This is a genomic window from Sunxiuqinia sp. sy24 (genome assembly GCF_052677165.1).
Genome location: NZ_JBQYLH010000010.1, coordinates 49,849 through 68,235, shown reverse-complemented (window position 1 = coordinate 68,235; position 18,387 = coordinate 49,849). Strand labels below are relative to the sequence as shown.

Genomic DNA, 18,387 nt, shown 5'->3' with positions numbered 1-18,387 from the left:
TTAGTGGATCGAGATAAGCTCCGTTTTCAATTGATTGACTTTCAACAGATACACTCCGGCCTTCAGACCACTCAAGTCCAGCTGGTAGTTTTTACCCTTCAATCCTGATTTTGAAACCAATAGCTGTCCGCTCATAGAAAAAAGCTGTATCATACTCAACGCCTCGCTTGAATCAATATTGACAAACTGCTGTGCCGGATTAGGATAAACCTTTAACTCGGACTGTATTAACGGATCATCAACAGCCGTGCTGGTTGCAGCCTGTAAGCGCAAGTTTTGAATCTGAAGCCGCCCGCTACCCGTTTTTCCAAATATTCCGTAGTTGACATAGATCCTGATCTGGGCAATCTTTCCCAGCAAAAAAGAACCATCGGCTTTGGACGAAAAATGATGATAGTGAAAATGAAAGCTGTCATCCGACCCAAAAGATTCCATCTTAAACAAATCGACCAGTTCCACATTTCCATTGACATCGACCAAATCAAAACGCAGATTGGAGGGAGGATTTGCCGGATCAACTTTCAGGTCTAACGCCAACTCATTGTGGGCTGTCAAGTCAATCAATCCGTTAAAATTATAGGAAAAGTAAGCGTTTTGTGAGGGATCGGCAATATCAAAATCAACAAGCAAGACACCATCTGCTTCCGCTAAAACCAAACTGTTATCAGTGCCTGCATTCGCTTGCCAGAGCAACTCCTGAGCCTCATTAACCGGAGCAACATCAAAACGATCGGAATTGGGCTTGATAAGGTAATCGACATGAAAAACATTCGACACGACCGCATCGCAAGCGGTAGATACTTCCACTTGAATATCGCCAGGAGCATCATTCCATTGTACCGTAATGCTTGAAGTTCCTTCACCACTTAGCAGAGTTACTCCTTCAGGCAACAGCCAATTATACTGTGCTGCCTCAACGGCATCAACAGAATAGCTTACCTCGTCGTTCATCGAATTTAAGTTTGATCCCTGAACAACCGGCTGAGGCAATTTATTGGCATACACCCGGACATAATCAACGGTCATCGTGGCTTCCGTCAGGTTTGGATCGATGCCCTCAGCACCGCCCCAATTCCCCCCAATGGCAATATTGAGTAATAAGTGAAACCGTTTGTCGAATGGCCACTCTTTATAGGTTTTATTTTCATTGTTAAAGGTGAAATACAATTCATCATCCACATACCAGCGCATGGTCTCATCGGTCCACTCCATGGCATAAACATGGAAGTTAGCCATGGCATCGTCAATGGTGATGCTCCCGCCCTTTTGTGTACCAATACCGTGATTATACGCCTCGGTATGGATGGTTCCGTGCACCACGCCCGGATCGTAGCCCACATGCTCCATGATGTCGATTTCACCACTGGCCGGCCAGCCACCATATTCCCAATCGGTTGGTAACATCCATATCGCTGGCCAGGTTCCTTTACCCAATGGCAACTTGGCCCGCACTTCAATCCTACCATAAAGCCAATCACCTTTCCCTTTGGTGATCAATCGGGCTGAAGTCCAATTATTACTAGACTTGATGGCTTTTATGTACAAGTTGCCGTTTTCAACCCAGCTATTGGCGCGAGTGTTGGTATAGGTCTGTAATTCATTGTTGCCCCAGCCTCCACCTCCAGTATCATAGCCCCATCTTTCTTCCGAAGGAGCTCCATCAGTACTGAATTCATCAGACCACACCAGGTTTTCACAATCTTGTTGTGCCTTTAATGGTGTACTCAACCCCAAAAAAAAGAGCAGGAATACAGGAATGAAGTATTTCATGGGATACGTTTTTATTTCTTTTGATACACCCTGACGTAGTCCACCTCCATCGACCTCGGAAAGATATCGGGCGCAATTCCATGGGCTCCTCCCCAGGTACCACCCACAGCCACATTGAGTAAAAGGTGAAAGCGCTTGTCATAGGGCCACTCATTCGGTCCTGTTCCTTCGTTTTTGAAGGTGAAAAAATGCTCTCCATCAACAAAAACCTTGTACTGATCGGGCTCCCACTCCAACTGGTACAGGTGAAACTCATTATAACAGGATGGAACAACGATTGTGTCTGAACGCTGGGTTCCAATCTTATGGTTGTATGCTTGGGTGTGCGCCGTAGCCAGAATGGTGTCGGGCATGTACCCCACATTTTCCATGATATCGATTTCACCACTGGCCGGCCAATTGCCATATTCCCAGTCCGTGGGAAGCATCCAGATTGCCGGCCAAAACCCACGTCCCTCCGGAAGCTTGGCACAAACCTCAATCCTCCCATAAAGCCAGTCACCCTTTCCTTTGGTTATCAGGCGGGCCGAAGTGAATTTGTGCCCCTTATAAATCTCGTTAATAGCGGTAATATGTAACTTCCCGTTCTTTACTTCCGAATTGGCCAATCGCCTCCTGGTGTAATATTGTTCTTCGTCATTTCCCCAGCCCCACTCGTTCCCCTCGGTGTCGTAGCTCCATTTACTCGAATCGGGCAATCCCTCGTAATCAAACTCATCGGACCACACCAGCTCATAGTCCGAATAGGCATCTTCTCTATTCGTTTTTGTGTTTTGACAGGAAATGCTGACGATCACCACAAAAAGTAGAACGATTGTGGATAAATCCGTTCGTTTCATCATCGGTTTTTTGGCTGATTAGTTGATTGAAAATTCAGCATGCAAACCTTCTTTCGAATTGGTTCCCATCCAAACATCGAAATCGCCGGCCTCAACAACATAGTCTTTGCCGTTAAAGAACTCCAGATCTTTCGCCTTCAACACAATGCTTACTTTTTGTGTTTCTCCGGGCTTAAGGGTGATCTTTTTATAACCTTTCAGCTGTTTTACCGGGCGGGTTACACTTCCAAAGCGATCGCGGATATACAGCTGAACCACTTCAGCGGCTTCATATTTTCCGGTATTCTTCAGATCGACAGAAACTTCAATAGCTCCTTCAGCCCCCATGGTGTTAGACGACAATTCCAGATTCGAATAAGCAAACGAGCTATAGCTTAAGCCAAAGCCAAAAGGCAAAAGAGGCTCAAAACCGGCATCCAAGTAATGAGAGGTATTACCCAGTGAATGCTGAGTGGCTTCGGCCGGAATTTTATTTATGTCAGTCCATTGCTCATAGTCTGCCGGACGTCCGGTGTTTTTATGATTGTAATAGATGGGGATTTGGCCGACTGTTTTTGGGAAGGTAACCGGCAATTTCCCGGATGGAACGGTTTCGCCAAACAACATATCAGCAATGGCAGGCCCCCCCATGGTTCCCGGATGCCAAGTGTATAAAACGGCATCGGCCAGCTTCAACTCGCGCTCAATGGTCAACTGGCGTCCGGCCATAATAACCAACACAACAGGTCTCCCAGTCGCTTTAACCGCTTCCAGCAATTCGGTTTGACGGCCTTGCAGATTCAGATTTGCCAAGCTATGGGCTTCGCCCGAAAGGATCGATTCTTCACCAAGAAAGAGTAACACAACATCGGACTTTTCAGCTGCTTCAACGGCTTCCGCGAATCCTTCCGTCGACTTGGTCCGACTAATCTTCAATCCTTTAGCAAAGTTGACTTTAGCATCTCCAAGCTTTTCAGTCAATGCCGTAAGCGGTGTCACCGAGTTTTCTTTTTTACCATCAAACACCCAGGTTCCCATCTGGTCGTGTGGTGAATCGGCCAATGGACCAATTACGGCTACCGAGCTAATTTCGTTAGATAGAGGTAGTATTTCATTTTTATTTTGAAGCAAAACAAAGCTTTCGCTTGCTGCTTGCTGGGCAATTTCTTTGTGTTTCTCGGTCAGAATTGTTTTTTCAGCCAACGCTTCATCCGTATAAGGACGCTCGAACAAGCCCAATTCAAATTTCAAACGCAAGATATTAGTCACATAGCGATCAATGGTCGCCATGTCAATTTTTCCTTCATCCAATAAGGCTTGTACATTTCCAACATAACAGTCGCTGGCCATTTCCATATCAACACCAGCCGTTAACGCTCTTTCTGCGGCTTCTTTCTTATTAGCAGCATAGCCATGAGGAATCATTTCGGCAATGGATGCCCAGTCACTGACCACCATTCCATTGTAACCCCACTCTTGGCGTAAAATCTGCTTCAGCGTAAATTCATTCCCACTGGTGGGAACTCCGTTCAAATCGTTGAAAGCCGACATGAAGGTCGCCACGCCTGCATCGGCAGCAGCTTTAAAAGGAGGTAAATAATCGTTCCGAAGTTGTACTTCCGGAATTAATGTGGTATTGTAATCGCGTCCACCTTCGGCTGCGCCATAGCCAACGAAGTGCTTCGCACAAGCAGCAATGGTTTTCGGATTGCTCAGGTCATCACCTTGAAAACCTTTGACCATAGCCTTGGCCATCACAGACGTAAGGTAAGTGTCTTCGCCACAGCTCTCGGCGATACGCCCCCAGCGAGGGTCGCGCGATACATCAATCATCGGGGCAAAAGTCCAGTGAATTCCTTCGGAGGCTGCCTCTGCCGCAGCTACAGCCATGGCATCTTCTGCCACTTCTGCATTCCAGCTCGCTGCCAGTCCTAATGGAATTGGCATAATCGTTTGATAACCGTGGATCACATCACGGGCAATAATCAGGGGAATGCCCAGTCGGCTTTCTTCAACAGCTACCTTTTGCAAGTCATTAACGGCACTGGCACCTACCAAATTTAAAATAGAACCAACTTTCCCATCTTTAATAGCCTGTTTAGCATTCTCCGGGCCTCCTAACTGTCCGGGGTCAAACTGCGACATCTGTCCCAATTTTTCCTCCAGGGTCATTTTGGAGATCAGTTCCTTTATCCTGCTATCTGTTTGTTCTTTCTTTTCTGCAGAAACTGCTGCACTGGCTCCGGTTAGCAGGAGCAGTCCGATTAAAAATAAGGAGATTGTTTTCATGTTTATAGCGTGTAAGAAACCTAACCTGCCCCAAGAAGGGCAGGCAGGTTCTAATTAAGATTCAAATTGTAATTAGTTGATTTGTGCCGACTTAATCCCCTCGACGTGAGGGCCAGCCAATTCATCAAAATAGAATTCGTGAGTACCTTCTCCGGTTCCTGCATTCAGCATGATCCGAACAATATCATAATAATCGTGGCTATAACGATCGTCAGTCGTAACATCACTTGCCATCAATGGTGCCAATCCCGCATCCCATGATAAATCAGCGGTTGCTGCTCCTGAGAAATCATACTCAGCCACTTCCCAGGTATTGTCATTCTGAATAGTATAAGTAAGCTCCACACCTGTTTGCCAAGCATTTCCGCCCATATCTGTATTTTCCAATTTCAACAGAACCACATCACCGGCATTTCCATAAACCATGATTCTGAAGGTTGAGATTGATCTCAGGTCAAAACGATATCCGGAAGGTAACTTCATATTGGCATTCGCCCATTGGTTATCTGTTTTGGAATACATCGCAACACTGGCACTTCGGTTTGGATAAATACGCTCAGGATTCGCCATGCTAACCACTGAGCAATCTTCGCCAACTACCGGAGCCATAGCCACTTCGCTGAAGTCATTGTACATCACCATTTCATCCAATAAGAATGGGACATAATCCGGATGATTTGCATTAACAGTAACGGTTTCAGAAAGAGTCAAGTCTCCAATCGATGTGCTTACAACTGCACTGATCATGAACGTTCCGGCACGCATGTAAGTATGCGAAACCACATCAGTATAACTATCAGCCACCAAAGTCTCGCCATCTCCAAAGTCGAAAGTCACCCCACTGATCGCTTGTCCTGCAGGAATATCCAAATTAGTCAACGAAGCCTCATAGGTATTAACCTCAGTTGCAGAAATATCAGTTACCAAAATCTCGGCAGTAATCGAAGGTTTCACATAACCTTTTGGAATAAACTGGTAATGCCATGCATTGCCATCGCCTCCTAAAGCAACAAGCTCCATCAGGTTTTCCTCCAGCTTCAAGATTTCATATGACCCATTCGCAGCATCCACATCGAAAATTGGGAACATCCGGCTTGTACCCGAGAGGGTCAGGAATGATTTTCCATCCCGATCTTCAATAAACCAGCTTCCCAGAGCTGGTGTGAAGTCAACAACATAATCGGTATCATCCTCATAGCCATTGGAGTACCCAGGACTATTCGCAATAAAATCTTTCACATAACTCTTACCATTATTGGTTAGCGTAGCTGCAAATCCGGTAATGCTAAAATTGATTTCATCATCGTACAACTCACCAACACCCTGCTTTGCCAATGGCGGAGCACTCCAATATCCCAGACCAACAGTTCCAGGAGCTCCAACTCCCAGGTGCCCCTGAGCTAAACTATCCAACACCCAGGTTTTTCCATCCAGGTCATCAACGCCACCACTCAGGAAAATAAACTTTTCGCTGGTAAAAATAGAGTAGTCCGTTTCTTCCTGAACAATCTGAGTAACGACTTTCTGAGTAAATGCTCCCGTATTGGTTGTAATGGTAAGCGTCACATCGTAAGTACCTGGAAGCGGGTAATAAGCCACAACTTCTTTTCCTTCAGCAACACTCCCATTTCCTAAATCCCATTTTATCAGATGAATACCAGAAACGCCAGCATTGCTAACCATTTCGAAATGGTACGCATCACTTCCCTGGCTGACATTTGCCGTTACCTCTTCCTCTGAAGGAGGATAACTTTCTCTGGCATCGCCCGAGTCAAATTCTTGCGGTTCGCAAGCGGTGAATAGCATTGCCAACATGGACATTAGCAAGCCTATTTTAAATATATTTTTCATAGTTTTTTCGATTTTAACAATTAATAACCATCATTTTGAACCAGCTTGAATTCCCCTTCCGTTTTATCGATTTCTGACTGAGGAATCGGCAGGTACTTTTTACTAGGTGCCCACGTACGGTTGGAAGAATATTCAGGAAGGTTCTCCGTTAAGGTACTACCTTCACCCCAGCGAACCAGATCCCAGAAGCGCATGCCTTCACCCAGAAACTCACGACGCCTTTCAAGCTTAACTAATTCCGCACTTGGTGCTGCAGGATCCAAACCAGCCCGATCTCTGATTTCATTGATAGCCACTTCGGCCGTCAACTGTCCCACAGGAGCCACGCCATGAATAACGATTAATTCAGCGGCATTCAGCAAGACCTCAGCATAACGGAAGATCCGCAGGTTGTTTTCGTAGTTCAGGTCAACATCGCCCGGTGGCTCATTATAGCCTTTGCGAGCAGCATATTTGGCCATAAAATAACCGGTATTCTGAAAACGTGCCGTATAAGCTCCATCAGCGAAATGGTTGATGGAAGCATTCAGTCGCTCATCGCCATCTTCAAAAATATCAACTAGTTCAGGACGTACGGGCCCGAAACCCCAGCCACCCTGGTAAACCGACAAGCCACTTAGCTGGTCTGCTCCACTCAATCCGTTAGGAGAGATAAAAGCGGGTAAATTGGTTCCAAAGCCAGTCCAACCATCATCCCAGGTTTTTCCGCCATATTCGCCAGGAAGGTGATTCGTCTCGAAAATAGATTCAGCACCAAACTCACCTTCACGAGTCCAGATCGATGCGAAGTCAACCAAGCTGTAGGCGCCACTTTCATAGATTTCGTTCATGTCGGCTAATACTTCAGCGTACTTTGACTCATCGTTTTGATACATCACTACGCGGGCTTTCAGCAGCATAGCAGCAGCTTTAGTTGCCCGGCCTTCTTTAGCACCTGTAACACCCATGGGCAGCTTGTCACCGTCCAACGCGAAGTTGATATCTTCAATAATCTCGGCGTAAATTTCATCAGCCGTATATTGACGTGCAAAATAAGGTTCTTCCAGATCTTCTTCGAAATAAGGAATATTACCCCAGAATTTCCACAACCAATGCATGTAATAGGCACGTAAGAAATGCGCTTCGGCATTGTATTGAGCCAGGCGGGTTTCATCAACGCCTACTGCATTCTCGCAGGCCGAAATGGCATTATTACAACGAGCTAGCGCGTTATAGTAAATCGTCCAAAGGCCTTCGGGTAATTCGTCCGGAGTAGCATCCAGCTGCGACAAGCGATACAATTGTCCCTGGTCACCAGCGTCACCACCACCTTTAAAGATATCATCCGAGCGAAGGTCAGACATCAAAACGACACTATTGTAGTTTTGGTTTGCATAACTATCGAACAGCAGAACTTGATAGCAGGAACCTAAGTTTGATAAAATAGCTCCTTCCGTTGCCGTCCCCCCTGATTCCTGCGAAGCAGTAGGATAGTTTGTAAGGAAGTCATCCGTACACGATGTAAATCCTAATATGGCAATAAAAACTATTGCTTTAATATATTTATTCATAACTTCTTCTGTTTTTATTGATTAGAAAGTAATATTAGCTCCAATGTTAATTGTTCTTGATTGAGGATAGATTCCCCGGTCAATACCAATTGTTGTATAGCCACCAGATGCAACCTCCGGATCGAAACCATCGTAATCCGTAATCGTCAAAAGGTTCTCCGCTGAAACAAATACACGCAGGCGTGAGATCGATGCTTTTTGCAATAATGCCGTTGGCAAAGAGTAACCAAGTTGAATATTTTTCAGACGTGCATAAGAACCATTTTTGACGTATAAATCAGATGAACGCCAGTTCCGGTTGTTATTCAGATTGGTCATGCGAGGAATAGAATTGGAAGTTCCTTCGCCAGTCCAACGATCCAGGATCCAGCTTGGACGATTCATGGCAGGAATATCGCCACGCTGCGAGAAATCAAAGATATCATTGCCTAAAGAACCTTGCCAGAACATATTGAAGTCAAACTGCTTCCACTCGGCACCAACGGTAAAACCATAGGTCCAGTCAGGCATTCCTTTACCAATCTTAGTTTTATCATCATCTGTAATACTTTCATCACCATTCAAATCAACAAAGCGAACATCGCCAGGCTTGGCATTCTCACCATACAAACTGTTGTAGGCATCCGCTTCCGCCTGATTTTGAAAAAGACCATCGGTTTGGTAACCATAGAAGTATGGAAAAACCTCGCCATTCATCCCTTTCACATAACTTCCAACACCCGAAGCTCCGGCATTTTCGTAGATCGCTTCACCTGAATCATTCCCCATATTAATGAGTTTATTCTTCAGATAAGTGGCGTTAGCCGAAATGTTATAGCTGAAGTCGCCTTGGCTTCCACGATACCCTAGTTCGAACTCCAGGCCACTGTTCTCCATATCTCCAGCATTAGCAATAGGAGCACCTTTCCCTACATAACCAGGAATTGGTTGATCAATTAACATCCCATTGGTTGTCTTTTTGAAATAGTCAAACCCAAAGGATAAGGCACTGTTAAAAAACCGGGTATCGAAACCAATATCAATTTGTTCTGATTCTTCCCATTTCACATTGGCGTTGGCCAATTTTGAAGGACTACTACCGTACTGCATGTACATGTCATCATCCGTTCCAAAGTAGTAGTTTTGATTGCCATCCATCAAACTAGTATAAGCGAAGTTACCAATCCGGTTGTTTCCGTTGGTACCCCAACTTGCTCTAATTTTCAAGTAGTTGAACCACTCTGGCACATTTTCCATAAATGCTTCGTTGGTAACGTTCCAGCCCACAGAGAATGAAGGGAAAATAGCCCATTTATTATCGGGTCCGAATGAAGAAGAACCATCGCGGCGAATAGTCGCCTGTAAGATATATTTCTCATCGTAGTTATAATCTAAACGACCAAAGTACGAAGCCAGTGTTTCGTTAGAGAAACCATCTGTTCCGCCACTTACGCGTCCTTCAGTTGGAGGAGCAATGGCATAGTCAATGTTCGCTTTGCGTGGATCGTTTTCCAACAAATCGTAGTCATCACCATACAAGTGACGAACCGTATATTCCTGAGCCGACTGTCCGAGCAGTACCGTAAAGTTGTGCTTCTCATCGACTATCTTATTATAGGTCAGCGTATTTTCAAGCTGCCACGCAAAACCACGATGCATGTTTGAATAGACATGGCTTTGTGTCAGGTCTTTTCCCTGCGTTGCCAAGAAATGCTCAAACTCGTAACCATCAGCTCCCCAGAAAGCCAGGTCAACGCCGTAGCTTGATTTAAGCTTCAAACCCTCAACCACATTGATTTCTCCCCAGAAAGAAGAAACGAATTTATCTTCGTTATCTTGAGCTCCGGTAGGTGCATTCAACATAGCTACCGGGTTGGCAATTTCCTGAAAGCCTGCCGGTGGAATCGAAAATACATTCCCGTTTTTATCGGTCACCGCATTGGGATGAGCAGCCAAAACAGCATCAGGATCTTCAGCATAAACAGGAACAAGCGGATTGAACGTGAGGGCACTTCCTAAAATAGAGCCATACTCGGAGTTGGTTTCAATTCCGCTGGATAAAACACGAGAGTAACCGGCATTCACGCCGACCTTAATATTATTCAGGAAGGAACGGTCAGCTTCAAAAACATTGTATGTGGTATTCGAGCGAATACTATAACGTTCATAGTTTGAACGATCAAAATTACCCCCTACAATACCCTCTTGATTAAGATACCCAAAAGACAGGAAGTAAGTAATATCATCACTACCTCCATTAATGCTGATTTGGTGCGATTGCACCGGAGCATCATAATTAAACGTTTCATCCTGCCAATCGGTTCCGACGCCCGCGTTGGCCACTTGATCAGCTGAGTAACGAGCCCCTCTATTGTCATTCAACTCCGCCTCGTTCATAATCATCATGTACTCTTTGGCGTTCAGGACTGATTTCTTTTTCCAAGGATTTTGCAACCCATAAGAAAAGTCATAGTTAATAGACGCTTTACCCGATTTACCTTTTTTTGTTGTTACCAAAATAACACCATTGGCAGCTCTTGCTCCATATACCGCTGCAGATGCAGCATCTTTCAGCACTTCAACAGATTCGATATCAGATGGATTTAAGTAGCTGATACCACCACCGACAGCCATTCCGTCAACAATATAGAGTGGTTCACTATTGTTAATGGTACCAATACCACGAATCCTGACTTTCGAGTCAGAACCCGGTTGACCGGAACTCTGTGTAATTTGAACTCCGGAAACACGTCCTTTCATAACATCTTCAATACGAGTTGGGGTTGAATTTTCCAACTCTTCAGAAGACACACTACTAATAGCTGCCGTTACAACGCTTTTCTTTTGCACGCCATAACCAACCACAACCACCTCATCGAGGTCCGTATAGTCTTCTGATAGCACAACATTAATAATAGACCTTCCGTCTACAGCTAACGTTTGGTTTTTCATACCGATGTATGAAAACTCCAACGTTGCAGAGGCTGGAACCTCAAGCGCATAATTACCATCAAAATCGGTAATTGTACCCGTGGTCGTTCCCTGGATAACTACAGACACCCCTGGTAGAGGGAGTCCATCTTCTTTAGCAGTTACATTACCCGTAACGGATATTTCCTGGGCAAGTAAACTCAAGCTAAAGAAAGAACAGAATAAAATAAACAAGATTCGTTTCATGCGTTAAGTTTTTAAATAGCAAATAATTTTCTTCACTTAAAAATTTCAAGTCTGTAAGCGAAAATGGAACTAACAAACCATACTTTAAAATTTAAACCTACTTCATTAATGCTACAACTATATTATCCGCACCCCTACAGAAACACATCATGTGTAAATTTCACATACTGTATATCAGTCATTTAACAAAGATTAACGATTGATTTTGCATACATCGTCATGAAATATGCTCTACAACAGAAGTTTAAATACTTGAGATAAAAGCGCTCAAATTGGTATCGCGATCCAATTCTAATTTTTTGCGAAGTCGGTACCGGCTGATTTCAACACCGCGCGCGCTTATGTTTTGAAGTGTGGCAATTTCTTTGGTTGAAATATTCATTTTAATGTAGGCACAAAGCTTTTGCTCCCGTGGTGTTAGCGTCGGGAATTTTTCGGTTAATCGCTTAAAGAAATCCTCGTGTACTTCATCAAAATAGGTTTCAAAAAGCTCTTGTTGCTTTTTGTCATCGAACTCCCGATCAATCCGACTGATAATCAGACTTATCTTTGATTTGGCTGTACTATCAACAACCAAGGTCTGCAAATTCTTGAGCTCTGTTTTGAGCTTGCCCATAAATTTATTTTTCTGAACCAGGCTCATCGTTTGGTTAGCCAGTTCTTTATCCAGGTGAATCATTTTACCCCGAAGTTTCTCATTCCTCAACTTGACGATCTCCCGCTCAGAAACCAGCACATCTCTCTGATACTGATGAATCCGCTTCCGATATTCCTGCAGATTTTTGAGCCGCTCTCTTCGCTTGGAGACCTGCATTCGATAATAAACCCACCAAATAAGCAGGGCAATCAGGAACAAACCACAGAGGGTATAAATGAGCCAGGCCAAGGTTGAACGATACCAGGGTGGCCTGATGACAAAAGCAAAACTAGCAGCCTCAGTCTCATTTTTAAAAGGATCGACTGTTTTAACCTTAAAAACATAGTCTCCTTCCCGCAAATTCATAAACTCGCAAGCGGCTTCCTCCGACCATTCGGACCATTCGGTACTGTAATTCTCCAAAAAATAGCTAAACACAATCCGATTCAAGTTCTTATAATCGGGACTGGAATAGACAAATCTCAGATTATTTCCCCTATGTTTAAAAGTCAGGGAATCCTTCGGAAAGTCATCGGACAAAGAACTGGGATAAAAGCTTTTTTCATTCTGCAAGTTTACTACCTCTCGAATATAAACATGTTCCTGCCGATCCTGGTTAGCCTGAAAGCTAGGGGAATAATGAGCCAATCCGTCTTCCAACGAGATGAACGTGTTTTGCACATCGACAATATTGATATGCTGAAACCCTGAGATGATCCGCCCGGCTAACTTTTCAAATGGCCCTACCACCTTCGTGTAGCTTCCATCCTCCAGAAATCGCAATACACCAGGAACATTTCTGCTTATAAACCAGAGATTACTATACTGATCTTCCTTGATGTATTCAACGTTGCTTTGATCACCAAACAAATCGTTATAATAAGTTGACCGCTCAAAATGATTCACTGCCTCATCATAAGTATAAATTCCATTAGGTGAGGTAAAAATGATGTCACCTTTAACCGTCATTAAATTGATGTAGATGTCAGAAGGAAGTCCATCGTTGGAATTGTAAAAATCGTAATACACAACTCGGTCCAGGCTTTCATTCAACCGCATCCGGAACACGCCCTTGTAGCCATGGCTCATCCAGATGTCGCCCTTTTCGTCCTGTGCCATCAATTTGGATGATTCTGAAAAACCTGCTATTTGTGTCACAAACTCCCAGGATTGTCCATCAGCTGTTTTCCTGAAAAGAGTTAGTCCGCTATAGTTCCCTCCAAGCAAATAATCATCGCTCTGCATCAGTTCGATGAAGATCCATGCTCCCCGAACATCAGAAATCAAGCTTGCCGTTTCATTTTCGATCACATAAGCACCATTGTCGTGTCCGCACAAAACAACATCATTGTGAACACCCAGATACCACACCTGCCCAATGGTTTTAGGAATCAATCGAAAGCCCGCAGCATCGATATTCACATCATCGGGCCAGTCTTTTACATATAAGCCATGATTGGTGCCTACATACAATTTTCCATCATACACCAAAGAGGTATAGGTGGCACCCAAACCTTCCGGGTCGAACATAAACGTGAGCGGCGATCCAACATCGATATAATCGACACCGTTATCCAGCCCTAACCATAAATTATCTTCCTGATCGGTCCCAATACTTAGGATCGTATTATTCTGCAAGCCCTTTTTCTTATTCACATGCTGAATAATCTCACCTCCCTCATCGGTTATCAGCAAGCCACCCTGAATCGTCCCAAAAGCATAATAAGCGCCCTTGAACTTACTGGCCGAAAAAATCTGATTCTCCTTCAGAAAGTCGTTGGCCAATCCGTTCCACGGCGTCAGCTCCTCCCCATCATAAGTATATACTCCATTGTTAGCCGTACCAATCAACACCCGATTATTGTAAACCGGAAGAATTGTCCAAATCTCCTTATCTTTAAGCTCTTCCAGCCCTTCAAGTTCAAAAAAATGCCCCTGCCGGTATTCCCGTAAACCGGCCACTTCATCCTGCACCCATAGATGTCCATTAATATAAAAAGAAAATCGCACCCGATCCGTTAAAGGAACGCTTACCACCCTGCCCTCCCGGTAAATAAACAAATGGGTATAAGACTGAAAAACCACGCCAAAGCTCGTCAAGTGAATCCGCCAGACCTCCTCAAAGTTGCGTTCTTGAATTGGCACCTGATCCAACAACGAATAGTATTCCAATTTCCCATCAGGCCCCGGCTCCATATAGCCAAAATCATTCTGTTGCCCTACATAAATTCGGCCACTCTCATCAACCTTTAGCGACCTGACAATGGACCGATTGGGCAAACCATAAAGCTGCCAGTGATTTCCATCAAATTCAAGTACGCCGTCATTATTGGCAAAATACATGAAATTGCTACTGCTCGAAGCGATATCCCAATTTTGAGCGCTCCCCTTATATTCCTGCTTCTGAAAATGCTGAATATCGGGAACGCCTATATCTTTCAATTGAGCATACGACAGGCTACTTATCGTAAGAACAACTCCAAGAATAGCATATCGTAGGTGAGACATGTGCATAAAACAAATATAGCTAAAATCAATTTTTTACCTATCCTTATCGTCTAAAATCCTGATAGAGCCTTATTTTTGTCCAAACATTGAAAAGACACAACGATGAAAACCGGACTTATTGGCGCTATGCGGGAAGAAATCCTGCTTTTAAAAAAAGACATCCAGCATTCAAAAACCGAACAATTTGGATCACGCGAGTTCTACTCGGGAACCCTAAATGACCACGAGCTTGTGATGTGTCTCTCGGGCTGGGGAAAAGTAGCCGCGGCCTCTACAGCCACAACGCTGATCAATCACTATCAGGTAGATCAGCTGGTGTTTATTGGCCTGGCAGGTTCGGTTCAGCCGCACCTCAACATCGGCGATATTGTGGTGGGCAACCAGCTCATTCAGCACGATGTGGACTTATCGCGATTGGAGGGATTTCCAAAGGTCGAATCACCCTTTTGGAAAACCTTTGAGTTTAACGTATTCCCAGACTCAGGAAAAAAAGCACTTTCCGCGGTTGATAATTTCATTCTCAATTTGAAAAACAGACAGTATCCCCATATCAATTCGGATTATGCCCCACAAGTTCATGTTGGAGCTATTGGTACCGGCGATCAGTTTATTGCTTCAAAAGAAGGAAAAGTACGCATAAACGAGCGTTTCCCTCAAATACTATGTACCGAAATGGAAGGTGCAGCCATCGCTCAGGTTAGCGCCGACTACCAGCTTCCATGCACAGTCATCCGGGTTATTTCAGACAATGCCGATGAAGAGGCGCACCACTCATTCTCCAAATTTTTGTTTGAAGACATCAGTCAAATTTCGATAGAAATAGCCAAGCTGCTTCTATCCTAGCACCTGACTCAAAAATACCGACGAAAAACATCCGAAAACGAACTTACTAAGAAAGAGCGCATAAAGGCAATCAAGGCAAAAACAACAGCAAATTACGGGTTCTCCACACAAAGAATGGCACAGTAATTGTAAATAGTCAGCCAGCCAGAAAACAACATATACGCCACTTAGCAGTGGAAACAATTAGACAAAAACAATTTAGTTTAGACTAGAAACAAAAAATCTCCAAAGTAACGTGCTTTGGAGATTTTCGTTTTTTAGGCCTCGATGGCACTCAAGAAAGACACAATGGCTTAGTTGAACGCCGCATCCAGGGTTTGTATTTTAAACACTTCTTTCAGCTGATCTTCTGCAATACTTGTACTCAAGGTTATTTCAGCGGTCTCTCCCGGCAATAAGTCGAAGTAATTATCTGAAAAGAATCCCTCTTCATCACCAATAGTCATGAATAGGTTTTTAGCCAGCTGATCGGTTTTAATCGTAATGCGGTAACCGCCTTCTGAAGAAGCAATTTCGTAATTAAGCTCAGGTGTCGGCAGCTTCATTTCCTTTACCGGTCGAAAGTAAAATACGTTTTTAGCAATAACCTTTCCCCCTTCAAGTACTTCGGCAACCAGCACCTGCTGGTAACTATCTTTGCCTCTTAAAAAGTCATACCGGTTGACATCGAAATAGGAAGCGCTGGAATTGGCAGGAACATCGGCCAATACGGACTTTTCCCAAGCCACTTCACCATCAAAATTAACCATGCGTAAATTTAGTTGCGCATTGATTTCACGAAGCTCATCATTAACAATACCCACTTTGAGGAAGTTCCCATCAATATATGGAGAAACCAAGACTGGCTCGAAACCTTTTTTCACATAGTATTGAAGCGCTTTCCAGCGTTGATAATAGTCGGTTGAACTCCAGGAAGCCACCGGCCAGCAGTCGTTGATTTGCCAATACAAACTTCCCATACAGAAAGGCATCGCCCGGCGGTGTCCTTCCAACGCAAATTTAATTCCTTCGGCCTGCAACACATGATTGACATACAGGAACGACTCAAAATCTTTGGGTTGATCGTAATCAAGCAACATGTAATATTCAATGGTTTTGTTCCCGATTGACGAACGTTGATGTGAATTCATAACTTCGGAAACAATGTCATAATCCTCTGGCAAAGCGTATTGTTTCACACTTTTAAACTCAGGGAAAGACTGAAAGCCGTATTCGCTCATGAAACGAGCCATGTGTGTAGCATAAGTCTGAAATGGCTCTTTTCCCCACCAAACGCCCCAATAGTGCTCATCGCCATTCACCAGGTCCGCTTTAATTCCTGTTCCTGAAGACGGACTAGAAGCCCAGTACGAACGGGAAGGATCATATGATTCAACAGCATCGGGCAATATCTTGTGGAAGATATCCTCATAGGCTTTCCACATTTTATCTGCGTTTTCTTGGTTCTTCGCTTCTTCGTTGCGCTTCCATCCCCAGCCCAACCACGCAACAAGTATTTCGTTATTACCACACCACATGGCAATACTTGGGTGGTTACGCAACCGCTTAATGTTGTCAATCGCTTCTTCTTTTACATTATTCAAGAAAGCCTCATCTCCCGGATACATGGAACAGGCAAACATAAAATCTTGCCAGACCAAAATACCGGCTTCGTCACACAAATCGTAAAAAATATCATTTTCATAAATACCACCACCCCAAACACGCAACATGTTCATGTTCGAATTTTTGGTTGTATTAACCACTTTTCTATACTGCTCATCGCTTACGCGGGAAACAAAAACATCATTAGGGATGTAGTTCGCCCCTTTCATAAAAACGGGGACTCCATTTAATTTGAAATAGAATGATGTTCCATCGTCATCTTTTTCGCGCACCAACTCCAACGTGCGGATGCCAATACGGTCCTCCTTTTGGGTAGTCCGCTCATTAACGCTCAGATTGGCTGTAATTGTATAAAGAGGTTGTTCGCCCAAGCCATTGGTCCACCATAATTTGGGGTTTTCAATATCAAAATCAAGCGAATAAGTATGTAAGCCCTTTTTTAGGTTGATAACCGTTGATCCGGCTTTCTGTCCATTCACCTCAATACGATAGGTTGCTGGTTTTTCTGTTTCAGATTCAACCTCTATTATAGCAGAAAATGTGGCCAACTCATCCTGAACCTCATGCTGGACAACCTGCAGGTTTTCAATTCGCGATTCATCCCAAGCTTTCAAGTGCACCGGGCGCCAAATGCCACTGGGCACCAAGCGTGGGCCCCAGTCCCAGCCAAAATGATAAGGAGCTTTACGGCAATAGGCACTCACCTTCTTGCCTTCCTCAACCTCTCCGAGCGTGGCAAGGTCGTTGTCTGAAACCATGACAACGAAGCCATTGGCATCGTATTTTTTTATTCCTTCTTTAATAGGTGAACGAAAAGTTATGAGCAGCGTATTTTCACCTTCTTTTAGATAGGGCTTAATGTCGACCAAATACTCCCGGAACATATTATCCGTTGCGATCACTTTTTGATCATTAACAAATACATCGGCAAAAGTATCCAAACCTTTAAAGTCAAGGGCAACGCGGTCTCTTTTCAAAAGAGGCTTCTCAACCATAAAAGAGGTTCTATAATCCCAATCCAGCTTATCAATCCACTGCATATCCCGCTCATTCAATCGATAAAACGGATCTTCAATTTTCCCGTTTGCCAGTAGGTCAGTATGTACACTCCCAGGCACCGTGGCTGGCAGCCATTCATTTTTTCCGTGTTCCGAAAATTGCCATCCTTCATTTATTACGATCGAATTCATAAGCGCAGGGTCTTTAGGTTGACAGGCAAGCAGCAACAAGCCCGACAAGCCGAATAACAAGGATAGATACCTTTTCATGTGATGATAATCTTTAATTTGTAGCTCCAAAATTGGTGAATGAATGCTAGAATAACAAACAAAAAATCCGAAGGAAAATTGCCTTCGGATTT

Annotated in this window: 9 protein-coding genes; 1 reads left to right on the top strand and 8 read right to left on the bottom strand. The window is 44.0% G+C overall.

Annotated elements, in window-relative coordinates; all coding sequences use genetic code 11:
• The 7 genes from ACUNWA_RS10290 to ACUNWA_RS10260 form a co-directional block, all read right to left on the bottom strand.
• Nucleotides 1-1,770, bottom strand: coding sequence for a family 16 glycosylhydrolase (locus tag ACUNWA_RS10290; RefSeq protein ID WP_445591820.1), 1,770 nt, complete (start codon nucleotides 1,768-1,770; stop codon nucleotides 1-3).
• An 11-nt stretch (nucleotides 1,771-1,781) separates the two neighbouring features.
• A complete protein-coding gene (locus ACUNWA_RS10285; RefSeq protein ID WP_445591819.1) occupies nucleotides 1,782-2,612 on the bottom strand; it encodes a glycoside hydrolase family 16 protein in 831 nt (276 codons plus the stop codon).
• 15 nt (nucleotides 2,613-2,627) lie between these two features.
• Nucleotides 2,628-4,877, bottom strand: a complete 2,250-nt coding sequence (locus tag ACUNWA_RS10280) for a glycoside hydrolase family 3 N-terminal domain-containing protein (RefSeq protein ID WP_445591818.1) — start codon at nucleotides 4,875-4,877, stop codon at nucleotides 2,628-2,630.
• Nucleotides 4,878-4,949: 72 nt separating this feature from the next.
• The gene (locus ACUNWA_RS10275; protein WP_445591817.1) at nucleotides 4,950-6,728 is read right to left on the bottom strand and encodes a PKD domain-containing protein; all 1,779 of its coding nucleotides are present in this window, start codon (nucleotides 6,726-6,728) and stop codon (nucleotides 4,950-4,952) included.
• A 20-nt stretch (nucleotides 6,729-6,748) separates the two neighbouring features.
• Nucleotides 6,749-8,278, bottom strand: coding sequence for a RagB/SusD family nutrient uptake outer membrane protein (locus ACUNWA_RS10270; protein WP_445591816.1), 1,530 nt, complete (start codon nucleotides 8,276-8,278; stop codon nucleotides 6,749-6,751).
• A 21-nt stretch (nucleotides 8,279-8,299) separates the two neighbouring features.
• Complete coding sequence (locus ACUNWA_RS10265; protein ID WP_445591815.1) at nucleotides 8,300-11,434, bottom strand: SusC/RagA family TonB-linked outer membrane protein; 3,135 nt, start codon at nucleotides 11,432-11,434, stop codon at nucleotides 8,300-8,302.
• A gap of 244 nt (nucleotides 11,435-11,678) precedes the next feature.
• The gene (locus ACUNWA_RS10260; protein WP_445591814.1) at nucleotides 11,679-14,579 is read right to left on the bottom strand and encodes a triple tyrosine motif-containing protein; all 2,901 of its coding nucleotides are present in this window, start codon (nucleotides 14,577-14,579) and stop codon (nucleotides 11,679-11,681) included.
• Between the two features lie 102 nt (nucleotides 14,580-14,681).
• Here ACUNWA_RS10260 and ACUNWA_RS10255 point away from each other — a divergent pair, with 102 nt between their 5' ends.
• On the top strand, nucleotides 14,682-15,422 hold the full coding sequence (locus ACUNWA_RS10255) for a 5'-methylthioadenosine/adenosylhomocysteine nucleosidase (RefSeq protein WP_445591813.1): 741 nt from the start codon (nucleotides 14,682-14,684) through the stop codon (nucleotides 15,420-15,422).
• A gap of 293 nt (nucleotides 15,423-15,715) precedes the next feature.
• Here ACUNWA_RS10255 and ACUNWA_RS10250 read toward each other — a convergent pair whose 3' ends face one another.
• Nucleotides 15,716-18,295, bottom strand: coding sequence for a beta-mannosidase (locus ACUNWA_RS10250; RefSeq protein ID WP_445591812.1), 2,580 nt, complete (start codon nucleotides 18,293-18,295; stop codon nucleotides 15,716-15,718).
• Nucleotides 18,296-18,387 lie beyond the last annotated feature (92 nt).

Coding starts and splice junctions, on each gene's coding strand:
- ACUNWA_RS10290 (WP_445591820.1), bottom strand. CDS start 1,770: ATGAAATACTTCATTCCTGTATTCCTGCTCTTTTTTTTGGGGTTGAGT.
- ACUNWA_RS10285 (WP_445591819.1), bottom strand. CDS start 2,612: ATGATGAAACGAACGGATTTATCCACAATCGTTCTACTTTTTGTGGTG.
- ACUNWA_RS10280 (WP_445591818.1), bottom strand. CDS start 4,877: ATGAAAACAATCTCCTTATTTTTAATCGGACTGCTCCTGCTAACCGGA.
- ACUNWA_RS10275 (WP_445591817.1), bottom strand. CDS start 6,728: ATGAAAAATATATTTAAAATAGGCTTGCTAATGTCCATGTTGGCAATG.
- ACUNWA_RS10270 (WP_445591816.1), bottom strand. CDS start 8,278: ATGAATAAATATATTAAAGCAATAGTTTTTATTGCCATATTAGGATTT.
- ACUNWA_RS10265 (WP_445591815.1), bottom strand. CDS start 11,434: ATGAAACGAATCTTGTTTATTTTATTCTGTTCTTTCTTTAGCTTGAGT.
- ACUNWA_RS10260 (WP_445591814.1), bottom strand. CDS start 14,579: ATGTCTCACCTACGATATGCTATTCTTGGAGTTGTTCTTACGATAAGT.
- ACUNWA_RS10255 (WP_445591813.1), top strand. CDS start 14,682: ATGAAAACCGGACTTATTGGCGCTATGCGGGAAGAAATCCTGCTTTTA.
- ACUNWA_RS10250 (WP_445591812.1), bottom strand. CDS start 18,295: ATGAAAAGGTATCTATCCTTGTTATTCGGCTTGTCGGGCTTGTTGCTG.